General features: G+C 65.9%; 11 protein-coding genes. 5 read left to right on the top strand and 6 right to left on the bottom strand.

Features of this window, described 5'->3' with window-relative positions:
- Positions 1-60 precede the first annotated feature (60 nt).
- The 3 genes from XI05_RS11190 to murJ all read right to left on the bottom strand — a co-directional run bounded on the left by XI05_RS11190 (position 61) and on the right by murJ (position 3,315).
- On the bottom strand, positions 61-555 hold the full coding sequence (locus XI05_RS11190) for a universal stress protein (RefSeq protein WP_271501450.1): 495 nt from the start codon (positions 553-555) through the stop codon (positions 61-63).
- Between the two features lie 93 nt (positions 556-648).
- Positions 649-1,701, bottom strand: coding sequence for a tryptophan--tRNA ligase (trpS, locus tag XI05_RS11185; protein ID WP_271501447.1), 1,053 nt, complete (start codon positions 1,699-1,701; stop codon positions 649-651).
- Positions 1,702-1,782: 81 nt separating this feature from the next.
- Entirely contained in the window at positions 1,783-3,315 is a 1,533-nt protein-coding gene (gene murJ, locus XI05_RS11180) for a murein biosynthesis integral membrane protein MurJ (protein ID WP_271501444.1), read from the bottom strand.
- 124 nt (positions 3,316-3,439) lie between these two features.
- On the opposite strand from murJ, the gene XI05_RS11175 reads away from it, so the two are divergent.
- The 3 genes from XI05_RS11175 (at position 3,440) to XI05_RS11165 (ending at position 6,946) form a co-directional block, all read left to right on the top strand.
- Entirely contained in the window at positions 3,440-4,441 is a 1,002-nt protein-coding gene (locus XI05_RS11175; RefSeq protein WP_271501441.1) for an adenosine kinase, read from the top strand.
- A gap of 518 nt (positions 4,442-4,959) precedes the next feature.
- The gene (locus XI05_RS11170; RefSeq protein WP_100236193.1) at positions 4,960-5,280 is read left to right on the top strand and encodes a hypothetical protein; all 321 of its coding nucleotides are present in this window, start codon (positions 4,960-4,962) and stop codon (positions 5,278-5,280) included.
- A 172-nt stretch (positions 5,281-5,452) separates the two neighbouring features.
- Positions 5,453-6,946, top strand: a complete 1,494-nt coding sequence (locus XI05_RS11165) for an NAD-dependent succinate-semialdehyde dehydrogenase (RefSeq protein WP_271501438.1) — start codon at positions 5,453-5,455, stop codon at positions 6,944-6,946.
- A 218-nt stretch (positions 6,947-7,164) separates the two neighbouring features.
- Here XI05_RS11165 and XI05_RS11160 read toward each other — a convergent pair whose 3' ends face one another.
- From XI05_RS11160 to XI05_RS11150, 3 genes are all read right to left on the bottom strand, one after another.
- A complete protein-coding gene (locus XI05_RS11160) occupies positions 7,165-7,440 on the bottom strand; it encodes a hypothetical protein (protein ID WP_271501435.1) in 276 nt (91 codons plus the stop codon).
- A 205-nt stretch (positions 7,441-7,645) separates the two neighbouring features.
- A complete protein-coding gene (locus tag XI05_RS11155) occupies positions 7,646-8,560 on the bottom strand; it encodes a phosphoribosylaminoimidazolesuccinocarboxamide synthase (protein WP_271501432.1) in 915 nt (304 codons plus the stop codon).
- Between the two features lie 63 nt (positions 8,561-8,623).
- Positions 8,624-9,541 (bottom strand): pirin family protein, encoded by a 918-nt coding sequence (locus tag XI05_RS11150; protein ID WP_271501429.1) that lies wholly within the window; start codon positions 9,539-9,541, stop codon positions 8,624-8,626.
- 313 nt (positions 9,542-9,854) lie between these two features.
- Here XI05_RS11150 and XI05_RS11145 point away from each other — a divergent pair, with 313 nt between their 5' ends.
- Together XI05_RS11145 and XI05_RS11140 are read left to right on the top strand one after the other, a co-directional pair.
- Complete coding sequence (locus XI05_RS11145) at positions 9,855-10,910, top strand: helix-turn-helix domain-containing protein (protein WP_271501427.1); 1,056 nt, start codon at positions 9,855-9,857, stop codon at positions 10,908-10,910.
- 143 nt (positions 10,911-11,053) lie between these two features.
- A complete protein-coding gene (locus tag XI05_RS11140) occupies positions 11,054-12,478 on the top strand; it encodes a serine hydrolase domain-containing protein (RefSeq protein ID WP_333939845.1) in 1,425 nt (474 codons plus the stop codon).
- Positions 12,479-12,553 lie beyond the last annotated feature (75 nt).

The raw sequence follows: 12,553 nt of genomic DNA, 5'->3' as shown, positions 1-12,553 counted from the left end.
CCGCTCGCGCTGCGCGCGATCGACCCTCCCCCTCCAGGGGAGGGTTAAGAGGCACCGTCGCTACGACAGCGAATCCACGCTTTGGTCGCTGAGGGCGCCGGAGATGACCGTCACCGGCACCGGGAACGTGCCGAGCGCCTGGGCGAGCAGCGAAACCAGGGGCCCGGGCCCTTCCGCGCCGGGATTGGCGGCGAGCACCAGCATGGCGATATCGGGGTCCTCGTCGATGACAGCGAGCAGCTGCTCCAGCGCTTCGCCTTCGCGGATCACCCGTTCCGGCGTGATGGCGGCAATGCCGTTGGCGCGCCCGGCGGCGCGGTCGAGCGCGGCTTCGGCGGCTTCCTGCGCCTCGGCGCGCATGATGTCGGCCACTCCGAGCCATTCCTGGCTCTGCTGTTCCGGCTCGATGATGCGCAGCATCACCACGCCGCCGCCGGCGCGGATCGCCCAGCGGCTGGCGTAATAGACGGCGCGATCCCATTCGGCGCTGTCGTCGACGATGACGAGGCATTTGGGCTTGTGACCCGGCTCGTAGCAAAGTCGCTTGCTGGTCATGCATGTCCCGGATTGTGCACGGGGAGCATGCTGCCACACTCCCGCAAAATTGGGGAGAGGAGAAGCGGTCGGCGCTCGGAGCGCCGACCATCTCTAGCGCCGGCGGATGAAGCCGACGATGTCCTTGGAGAGCTTCATCGTCTCGTCGGCGATCGCGCGCGCCCCGTCGGATCCCTCGTTCAGGATCGCGTCGATATGGCCGGGATCGGCGACGAGGCGCTTCATCTCGCCGGCGATCGGCGCGAGTTTTGTCACGCACAGCTCCGCCAGCGCGTTCTTGAAGCTGGAGAACTGGCCGTTGCCGAATTCACGCAGCACGTCCGCCTTCGACCGGCCGGCGAGCGCGGCGAAGATGCCGACGAGATTGTCGGCCTCGGGCCGCGCTTCCAGGCCCTTTTCTTCCGTCGGCAGCGGCTCCGGATCGGTCTTCGCCTTTCGGATCTTCTGCGCGATGGTGTCGGCATCGTCGGTGAGATTGATACGCGAATTGTCGGAGGCATCCGACTTCGACATCTTCTTGGTGCCGTCGCGCAGGCTCATCACGCGCGTCGCCGGACCCGTGATCAAGGGTTCCGGCAGCGGGAAGAACAGGCCGTCATTGGTGCCCTGCGCGCGGATGGAGTCACCAAAGTCGTTGTTGAACTTCTGCGCGATGTCGCGGGAGAGCTCGAGATGCTGCTTCTGGTCCTCGCCCACGGGAACGTGGGTGGCGCGGTAGAGCAGGATGTCGGCGGCCATCAGCACGGGATAGTCGAACAGGCCCACGGAGGCGTTCTCGCGGTCCTTGCCGGCCTTCTCCTTGAACTGGGTCATGCGGCCGAGCCAGCCCATGCGCGCGACGCAGTTGAAGATCCAGGCGAGCTCGGCATGGCCCGAGACCTGGCTCTGGTTGAACACGATGTGCTTCTTGGGATCGATGCCGGCCGCGATGAACGCCGCGGTCACCTCGCGGGTGTTGCGCGCGAGTTCGACCGGTCCGCCCCAGACGTCCACCCCTTGCGTGATCGCGTGCATGTCGACGACGCAATAGATGCAATTGTGGGTTTCCTGCATCTTCACGAAGTTGACGATGGCGCCGAGGTAATTGCCGAGGTGCAGATTGCCCGTCGGCTGGACGCCCGAAAAGACCCGTTCAACGAATGGCATGGTCAGCCTTCCCATAGGTATTCGGCCGTCGTTTCCAACAGCGGCGCTGCCCCGTCAAGGGTCTTTCGCGCGGGCCGTGGGTCAGCCGGGTCGTTTCAGCGCGTTAACGGCCTGGCGCCAGGAGGCGGCACCGAGGATCTGCAGCAGCAGGCCGTAGACGGCGATCCCGGCCGCGATCTGCACACCCAGCACGAGGAAGCGGATCAGGCCATGCGCCTCCGCAGGCATCAGATCCGCGGACAGCCAGAGCAGGGCGCCCATCGCGGCCGCGGCGAGCACGATCCGCGGCAACCGTTTTCGCGCGGCATCGTCCATCGAGAAGCCGAACTCGCGCGTGCCCTTTCGGAGCAGCGAGAGCGCGCTGCTCCAGGCGCCCGCCGCGATGCTCGCCGCGATCCCGCTCGCGCTGTAAAAATGGCCGAGCAAGACGGCGAGCGCGACCGCGACCACAAAGCCTTTGGCGGTGGCCATGAGCGGCGTCATCGTGTCGCTGCGGGCATAGAACGCCGGCGACAGCGCCTTGATCAGCACATGGGCCGGCAAGCCCAGCGCCAGCCACATCAGCGCGCGCGCGGTGGCCGTGCTGTCCTCCGCACCGAACGCGCCATGCTCGAATAACAGCCGGACGATCGGCTCGGCGAGCACGATCAGGCCGAGAGTCGCCGGCAGCGCCAGCCCGGTCGCAAGCTCCAGCGCGCGGGATTCGGCGTGCGCCACCGCGGTGCGATCGGAGCTAGCGACCGCGCGCGTCAGCTCCGGCACCAGCACGGTGCCCATGGCGACGCCGACGATGCCGAGCGGCAGCTCGATCAAGCGGTTGGCGAAATAGAGCCACGACACCGCGGACGGCGTCGCGGACGCGATGATCGCACCGGCCACCATCAGCCATTGCGGCCCCGAGCTTGCGATCATGCCGGGGATCGCCTTGGCAAAGAAGCCGCGCATCTGCTTGTCGAAACTGGCGCGCAGCGGTGTCGCGAGGCGCGCGCTTCGCTGCGACAGCAGCATCAGCAATTGCAGCAGGCCGGCGAGACCAACGGTCGCCGCCAGGATCCACGCCGCGAAGCCGGCCTCCGCCCGCCAGACGAGCAGCATCGCGATCGCGGCGATCAGCGCGATGTTGAACAGCAGCGGCGCGAATGCCGTGAGCGCGAAGCGTCCCTGCGCGTTGAGCAGGCCCATCAGCACGGTGACGGGACCCGCGAAGGCGAGATAAGGCAGCATCAGCCGCGCGTTCTGAACCGCGAGATCGAGCGTGCCGCTGTCGAGGAATCCCGGCGCGATGACCGTCATGATCAACGGCATCAACAATGCGATCAGGAGCGAGATCGCGATCAGCGCCGCGCTGACCGTGCCGAGCACGCGCCCGGCGAACGCCGCGGCTTCCGCCACCCCGTCGCGGTCCCGCACCCGCAGCCAGGCCGGGATCAGCGCCGCGTTCAGCGCGCCCTCGCTGAGCAGCCGCCGCACCACGTTGACGAGCTGGAACGCCGCCAGGAACGCGTCCGCCACGGCGCCGGTGCCGAGCAGCGCCGCAATCAGGGAATCGCGGGCAAAACCCAGCAGGCGCGAGGCCAGCGTTCCCGTCGAGACGGTCAGGAAGGAGCGGATCATGCTCTCGAAAATACCGTTGCTTGCCCGCCAAGGCCCGGTCGTGATAGGCCGCGAGCTTGGATTTCAGGCCGACAGGAAGCGGATTTCCGTAAGGTCCGCAATCCGGCAAACAGGATCAAAGTGAATGGCTGACGTGAAATATGACGTTCTCGGCATCGGCAACGCGCTGTTCGACGTGCTGGTTCGGACCGACGAGGCCTTTCTGGCCAAGCATGGCATGACCAAGGGCAGCATGTCGCTGATCGACGAGGCGCGGGCGGCGGCCATCTACAAGGACATGGGTCCGGCGACCGAGGTCTCGGGGGGATCTGCCGCCAACACCATCGTCGGCATCGGCAGCCTGGGGGCACGCGCCGCCTATGTCGGCAAGGTCAAGGACGACCAGATCGGCAAGCTCTACGTTCACGACATCCGCTCAGCCGGCGTCGCCTTCAACACGCCCGCCGCCAAGGACGGCCCCGCCACCGGCTGCTCCTACATCCTGGTCACCGGCGATGGCGAGCGCACCATGAACACCTATCTCGGCGCGGCGCAGGACCTGTCGCCCGCCGACATCGATCCGGCCGAGATCGCTGCTGCCGGCATCGTCTATCTCGAGGGCTATCTCTGGGACCCCAAGAACGCCAAGGAGGCCTTCGTCAAGGCGGCCAAGATCGCCCACGACGCCAAGCGAAAGGTGGCGCTGACGCTGTCGGATTCCTTCTGCGTCGATCGCTATCGCGACGAGTTTCTCTCGCTGATGCGGGGCGGCACCGTCGACATCGTGTTCGCCAACGAGTCCGAGCTGCACTCGCTCTACATGACCTCGGACTTCGACACCGCGCTGAAGCAGCTGCGCAATGACGTCAATCTCGGCGTAGTCACCCGCAGCGAGAAGGGCTGCATGGTGGTGTCATCGGAAGACGCGGTCGCAGCGCCGGCCTTCCCGGTCGAGAAGGTGGTTGACACCACCGGCGCCGGCGACCTCTTCGCCGCCGGCTTCCTCTACGGCCTCGCGCGCAACTTCGGCTACAAGCAGTGCGGCGAGCTCGGCGCGCTCGCCGCCGCCGAAGTCATCCAGCACATCGGCGCCCGCCCGCTGGTGTCGCTGAAGGAACTCGCCGACCAGCGCGGACTGACGGGGTAGGGCAAGGCTCTCTCCCCGTCATTGCGAGGAGCGCAGCGACGAAGCAATCCAGAGTCTCTCCATGGCGGCAGACTGGATTGCTTCGCGGAGCCTGTCATCGGGCCGCGCTTCGCGCGGACCCGGTGGCTCGCAATGACGTTGGTGATGCAGATGCGCGCCTTGGACCCTGCTGTCTGCATGGCGTTCCTCGGGTTTGATTATTGTTTGAAGTAATCGATTGCCTTCCCGTGCAGCGAGCGCGTCCGGATGTCTGCGTCGGTCGCGATGTCGTGACTTGACGGCCTTGGTCCCAGGCACGACGACAACGGGACTAAACGGCGGTGCTCTCTCACAATCTGCGGTGGATTGCCGGACGTCGCCTCACATCGGAAGGGCTCGAGGCGATATAGTTCGTCTGGTTTTCGGATGCTTGAAACATTTCGTGAGCTGCCGCGTTCAGCACCCGGCCCGGTTCATGGGCCGATCAAGACTTGATGCGAATGTTGCCGGCCGTGGATAGGCGGCGTGGGGGACCTCAAATGATTTCGACCTGGAGCGAATGGAAACGCTATCCCCGTGCCGGACGGGGCGAGAACCTGGAGGCGCCGATTTCGCCCGGGATTTACGAGGTCCGCATTGCCGGCACCGGCGCGCTCTATTCTTTCGGTGCCGTCGACAATCTGGCGCAGGCGCTGGCGCTGCTGCCGGTCGGCTCGAAGTCGTGGTTCGGCCGTCGCGACACCTCCCACGTTCCCGATCTCGAATACCGGACCTGCGCGACCTCGACGAAGGCGGACGCCAAGGCCGCAGCCGAGCGCATGATCGGTCGCCGCGAGACCTATATGAGCGGCGCGGCCTGACCGTTTCCTCGATCGCGACGCCAACCTCTCGCCGTTGGGAGAGGTGAGCGACCCGAGGCTCCCGGCTTACTCCCAGCAGATGTGCGTTGCGGGGCGGTGCATTGCGCATCGCTTGCTCCTATATTCCGGGCCGATCCGATCGCCCCAAGTCCGATCGCCAAGGGAGTACGCCATGACACCGACCGCCGCCGCACGCGCCCCGCAAGCCACCGCCACCCTGCGCGACCGGTTGAAGGACCCCTCGCTGCTGAAGGAGGCCTGCTACATCGACGGCGCCTGGGTCGGTACGCCGGTCTTCGCCGTCAACAATCCCGCCACGGGCGTCGAGCTGGCAAAGGTGCCGCAGCTTGGTGCTGACGACACCACCCGGGCGGTCGAAGCCGCACAGCGCGCCTTTCCGGCCTGGGCCAAGCACACGGCCAAGCAGCGCTCGAATATCCTGCGCAAATGGTTCGAGCTGATCACAGCCAATCGCGAGGACCTCGCGCTGATCCTTACCTCCGAGCAGGGCAAGCCGCTTTCGGAGGCGCTCGGCGAGGTCGATATCGGCGCAGCCTATATCGAGTTCTTCGCGGAAGAAGCCCGCCGCGTCTATGGCGAGACCATTCCGAGCCAGCGGTCCGATGCGCGCCTGCTCGCCATCAAGCAGCCGATCGGCGTCTGCGGCGCGATCACGCCGTGGAATTTCCCGAACTCGATGATCACGCGCAAAGTGTCTCCGGCGCTGGCAGCCGGCTGCACGGTGGTGCTCAAGCCTGCCAACGAGACGCCGCTGTCGGCGCTGGCGCTGGCCGTGCTCGCCGAGAAGGCCGGCATCCCCAAGGGCGTGCTCAACATCATCACGGGTGACGCGCCGCCGATCGGCAAGGTGCTGTGCGAACATCCGGCGGTGCGCTTCGTCGGCTTCACCGGCTCGACCGCGGTCGGCAAGATCCTCTATCAGCAGGCGTCCGTCGGCGTGAAGCGGCTCGGCCTCGAGCTCGGCGGCAACGCGCCCTTCATCGTGTTCGACGATGCCGACATCGATGCGGCGGTCGAAGGCGCGATCGTCTCGAAATATCGCAACATGGGCCAGACCTGCGTCTGTGCCAATCGCATCTACGCCCAGGACAAGATCTACGACGAATTCGTGCAGAAGCTGTCGAAGAAGGTCGCCGCGATGAAGATCGGCGACGGCACCGAGAGCGGTGTCACGCAGGGTCCGCTGATCAACATGAAGGCGGTCGACAAGGTCGAGCGCCACATTGCCGACGCCGTCAAGCGCGGCGCCAAGGTCGTCACCGGCGGCAAGCGCAGCGAGCTCGGCCGCTCGTTCTTCGAACCGACAGTGCTGGCCGACGTCAAGCCGGACTCGCTGGTGTCGCAGGAGGAGACCTTCGGCCCGCTCGCACCCGTGATCCGCTTCAAGGACGAGGCGGACGTCATCGCGATGTGCAACGCCTCGCCGTTCGGCCTCGCCTCGTACTTCTATTCCCGCGATCTCGGCCGCGTCTGGCGCGTCGCCGAAGCGCTTGAATCAGGCATGGTCGGCGTCAACACCGGCCTGATCACCACCGAGGTCGCGCCCTTCGGCGGCGTCAAGGAAAGCGGTTTGGGCCGCGAAGGCTCGCGTCACGGCATGGAAGAATATGTCGAGATCAAATACGTGATGATGGCGGGGGTGTAGGCCACCATTATCTCGTCATTGCGAGCCACCGGGTCCGCGCGAAGCGCGGCCCGATGACAGGCTCCGCGAAGCAATCCAGAGTCTTTCCACAGGGCAGTCTGGATTGCTTCGTCGCATCAGCGCAAAATTGCTACGCAATTTTGTCGCGAGCTCCTCGCAATGACGAAGCTGACATCGTAGCCCGGACCGGCGAATTGCATTCGCCGGCGCGAATGTCATCAGCGGCAGACGTAGGCGCCGTTCACATAGACACGCACGCATGCTGCGCCGGCAGCTGCCGCACCCACCGCAGCTCCCCCCACGACCGCGCGTCGCGTGGTTCGACGTGCGACGCCGGCAACGCTCGCGGGGGTTGCCGGCCGGCCGACCCTGGCTTCAGCGCTTGGAACGCCGAACGCGATGCCGGTGTCGTTTGACCAGTTGGTCGAGCCGAAAATTCCGCAGCCCAGGACGGCTGCAAAAAGTAACGTTCGCTTCGTGCCTATCAGGGTCATGGCGATCTCCCTCGTTTGTTGTATCAAGCCGAGGTGATCAGCTTTCTCTAATCGTTGGCTCCCGGCTTGATCTGGATCAATGCAGGCGAGATCGCAGCCCCAGAGCCCTTGGGTCGGCGCAAAGCGTCAAAGGCGTGTCCATACTTTGCTGTTGTCCTGCCGCGAAGCGCGACAATCCAGACATGCATCCGTCAGTAAACCGCGCCTAAATCCTCAGCTCCGCTCCGGTCACGCGCCGATACGCTTCCAGATATCGCTTGCTGGTCGCGTCCACCACGCTGGCCGGCAGCGGCGGCGGCGGGGCGTCGCCGTTCCAGCGGCCGGCGCGGCGCTCGACGTCGAGATAGTCGCGCAGCGGTTGCTTGTCGAAGCTCGCCTGCGGCTGACCCGGCTTGTAGGCGTCCACTGCCCAGAAGCGCGAAGAATCCGGCGTCATCACCTCGTCGATCAGGATGATGCGGCCGTCCTTGTCGCGGCCGAACTCGAACTTGGTGTCGGCGATGATGATGCCCTGCTCGCGGGCGAGCTCCTCGCCGAGCGTGTAGATCGCCCGCGTCATGCTCTCCAGCGTGTAGGCGACCTCGTCGCCGACCACCGCGCGCATCTTCGCGATGGTGATGTTCTCGTCATGGCCGCTCTCGGCCTTGGTCGCCGGGCTGAAGATCGCAGGCTCCAGCTTCTCGCTCTCGACGAGGCCGGCCTTCAGCTTTTCGCCGGCGAGCGTGCCGCTGGCGGCGTATTCCTTCCAGGCGGAGCCCGAGAGGTAGCCGCGGATCACGCATTCGATCGGAAACACGGTGGTCCGCTTGCACAGCATGGCGCGGCCGAGAATCTCGGCGCGGTGCGGCTGCAACGACGGCACAGCCGCGACGATCTCGTCGGTGTCGGCGCTGATCATGTGATGCGGCACCACGCCTTCGAGCTCATTGAACCAGAACGCGCTGATCTGCGTCAGCACCGCGCCCTTCATCGGGATGGTCTCGCCCATCACCACGTCGAAGGCGCTGATGCGGTCGGTGGTGACGAGCAGCAGGCGGTCGTCGTCGACGGCGTAGATATCGCGCACCTTGCCGCGTCCGATCTTGGATAGAGGCAGGTCGCTGGAGAGCATGGTGGTCATCGGCAAAGCCTTCACACAGGACATCCGGCCGCATCTGATGGCGCGGCCGGAGACCGGATTAGCCTATTCCGGCAGCGGAATGAACTCATGTTCCTGCGGAACTGCCGCGAAGCGGCCGGTTTTCCAGTCCTGCTTGGCCTGCTCGATCCGCTCCTTGCTGGAGGAGACGAAATTCCACCAGATGTGGCGCGGGCCTTCCAGCGCATCGCCGCCGAGAAACATCATCCGCGTCGCCTTCAGCGCCTTCACGGTGATGCGGTCGCCGGGCCGGAAGATCAGGAGGCGCGGCCCCTCATAGCGCTCGTTCGCGATCTCGACCTCGCCGTCGACCACATAGATCGCGCGCTCCTCGTGATCGGGGTCGAGCGGCACGCTCGCGCCCGCGACCGCCGTGACCTCGGTGTAGAACCAGGGCGAGACCATCGTAACAGGCGAGGCGATGCCGAAGGCGGAGCCCGCGATCACCCGCGCGGTGAAATCGCGCTCGGAGATCATCGGCAGGTCGCCCGCCGCGTAGTGCTGGAACGACGGCGCGATCTCTTCGGAGCCCGCCGGCAGCGCTATCCAGCTTTGCAGGCCGAGCATCTTCTGGCCCGAGGCGCGCTGCGCATCCGGCGTGCGCTCGGAATGCGCGATGCCGCGCCCCGCCGTCATCAGGTTCATCGCGCCGGGCGCGATCTCCTGGACGTTGCCCTCGCTGTCGCGATGCATGATCGCGCCGTCGAACAGATAGGTGACGGTGGCAAGCCCGATATGCGGATGCGGCCGCACGTCCATGCCTTTGCCGGAGACGAACTGCACCGGGCCGAAATGGTCGAAGAAGATGAAGGGCCCGACCATCTGCCGCTTGCCGTGCGGCAACGCGCGGCGCACCGCGAACCCATCACCGAGATCGCGCGTGCGCGGCACGATGACGAGATCGAGCGCATCGCAGGACATGGGATCGCCGAGCACGGGATCGTTCGAGGGCTGCCAGCTCATGGGGGGACTCCTTTTGGCTTTGTTGGAGCCGAGGGTAGCAGGATTTCGCATCGCCGTCGCGACAAAGGCCGGATCCCGACGTCACAGGTGCGATAGCCTACATACTCCGCCGTCATGCCCCGGCTTGACCGGGGCATCCAGTACGCCGCAGCCTATCGATTCAATCACAACCGCCTCGGAGTACTGGATCGCCCGGTCAAGCCGGGCGATGACAGCGGTGGGCGACGCTAATCCTTGCATGCGGATGGTCCTTGAAAAAACGAGCGCAACGAACGATGTTCGGCTGCCTTCAACCGCACCGTCGCATCACCCGATGACACTTGCCACAACCGAGCTCGCCTTCCGCGCTGCCAGCGTCGCGCTGCTGCTTGTGCTGGCGGCATCGCTCGTCTCCGATTTCCGCGATGTGCTGGCAGCCCGGCTCGGTGCGGCCTTCGCGCTCGGCTCGGCGGCGCATGCCGCGAGCTATTCCATCGGCGTGTCGTCGCTCGTTCCGATCTGGCACGCGCCGCTGATTGCACTGTCGACCGGCAATATCGTCGTATTCTGGCTGTTCACACGCTCGCTGTTCGACGACGCCTTTCGCCTGCGCTGGTGGCACGGTTTGATCTGGGCTGCGGTGACCGCCTTCAGCTTCGTCGGGTGTCTCTGGATCGCGCCCGGCGGCAACGCGCGGTTCTCCGTGACTGTAGTGAACCTGATCGTGCTCGGTTTCATCGTGCTCGCAGTGGCGCAGACGATCCGATCATGGTCCGCCGATCTGGTCGAGCGTCGCCGCCGCGTGCGCGTCTTCATCGTCTGCGCTGCCGCGCTCTATGGCGGGTTGAATGCGGTGCTCCAGATCCTCGTTGCCTTCAGCGCGGGCGATGTCGCCAACACGATCAACACAGGGGTGCTCGCCTGCATCGTAGCAGTGATTACCTGTGCGATGATGCGCGTCGATGGCGCCGATCTGTTTCCGATTGCGCCAGAGCCTGCACCGGCGATCGCGCTGGTCCAGCCCGCGGCCGAGGACTCCGACCAGAAACTCATCGATGCCCTGATGCGCCTGATGGCGGACGAGCGGATCTATCGCCAGGAGAACATCACCATCGGCGTGCTGGCGGGCCGGCTGAAGATTCCCGAATACCGGCTTCGCCGGCTGATCAACCAGCGGCTCGGCTATCGCAACTTCAATGTGTTCCTGAACAACCATCGGATCGAGGAAGCCAAGGCCGCGCTCGCCGATCCCGCCCAGGCCGAGGTCGCCGTCATCACCATCGCCATGGACGCCGGTTTCCAGTCACTGGGGCCGTTCAACCGGGCGTTCAAAGCGGTGACAGGCGTGACGCCGACGGAGTACCGGCGGCAGAAGACAAGTGCGGCCTAGTTTCCAAGCCGTTCTAATCACACCGAAATTCTGGAATCGGCGAGGTCAGTTCGGTTTCAACAAGGCCATTTTCCAAATCCGGCGAGCGCACCTCCGGCTGCTCCGGCTTCCTTCCAGCCATGCGCCTCAGCCGGAGAAAGCCCGTGACCCGCCGCAAGATCCTCCTTCTCACCACCGCCATCGCCGCAGCCGGCCTCGCGCTCGGCGCGGCCCGGGCCCGCGACGTGCCGAAGGTCGCCACCGGCTTCGTCGCCGACATCCTGTGCGCCGAGACGTTCGTCTCCGGCCTCGATCCCAGCCGCAACTTCGCCGAGACCACCGACGCCATGCCCGGAGCGAGCCTGATCAGCTGGGCGATGGAGTACAGGGTCGATTCCGTCCGCAAGGATGTCACGGTGACGCTGTTCGGCCTCGGCCGCAGCCGTGCTGTCTATCGCGAGGGCCTCGGCTGCACGCTCGATCACGGCACTGGCATTGCCGCCGTCGCGCCGCCGCCTGGCGACAAACGGCCCGCCTTGCTGCCCGAGATCGCCGGCCCCGCGATCGTGTCGCCGCAAAACCCCTCGCTCGCCGCCGCGCTCGACCGGGCCTTCGCCGAGCCCGCGCAGCCGCCTCACCGCCGCACCCGCGCCATCGTGGTGATGAAGGCCGGCCGCGTCGTCGCCGAGCGCTACGCCGACGGCATCGGCCCCGAGACGCCGCTGCTCGGCTTCTCCATGACGAAATCGGTGATCTCGGCGTTGATCGGCGTGCTGGTGCGCCAGGGCAAGCTGAAGCTCGACGGTCCCGCGCCGGTCGCGGCCTGGAAAGATCCCGATGATCCCCGCCATGCCATCACCGTCGATCAGCTGCTGCGTCACACCGCGGGCCTTGCGCTCGGCAGCTCGCTACAGGCTTCGCTCGGCTCCGCCTTCGAGCCGGTGAACCGGATGAAATTCGCCGAGAAGGACATGGCCGCCTATGCCGAGACCATCCCGCTTCAGACCGCGCCCGGCACCGCGTGGAATTATCACGACGGCAACGTCCTCATCCTCTCGCATCTGATCCGCGATGCGGCCGGTGGCACGCCGGAAGACGCGCTGCGCTTTGCGCGCCGCGAATTGTTCGCCCCGCTCGGCATGCGCCATGTCGTGCTCCAGCTCGACGGCGCCGGCACGATCGAAGGGTCGAGCGAGATGCTCGCCTCCGCGCGCGATTGGGCGCGCTTCGGCCAGCTCTATCTCAATGACGGCGTCGCCGGCGGCAAACGCATCTTGCCGGAAGGGTGGGTGAACTATTCGGCGACGGCCACGCCGAATGCCTGGGTCGGCATCGGCGCCGGCTTCTGGACCAACCAGGGTGACAGTTTTGGCGCAAACTTCCGCGTGGAGCATGGCTGGCCGCGAGATGCCTTCTTCGCCAAGGGCACGATCGGGCAGTACACCATCGTGATCCCGTCGGAGCAGCTCGTGATCGTGCGCATGGGCCGCTCGCCGAACGCACCGCCGCAAGGCGACGGCGTATTCGATCTCGTGCGGGACGTGGTCGCGGCAACGCGCGAGAAGGGGAAGCTGGCGGGAGTGGATTGAGCTCTTTCTTACCCTCCCCTGGAGGGCAGGGGAATCGCATGTGATCCTAAGGCATTGCGATTTGGAGAGAAATCG

It is taken from the genome of Bradyrhizobium sp. CCBAU 11357 (assembly GCF_028128865.1).
GTDB lineage: Bacteria > Pseudomonadota > Alphaproteobacteria > Rhizobiales > Xanthobacteraceae > Bradyrhizobium.
Note: the sequence above shows the minus strand (reverse complement) of the source record. Positions and strands in the feature narration are given on the sequence as shown.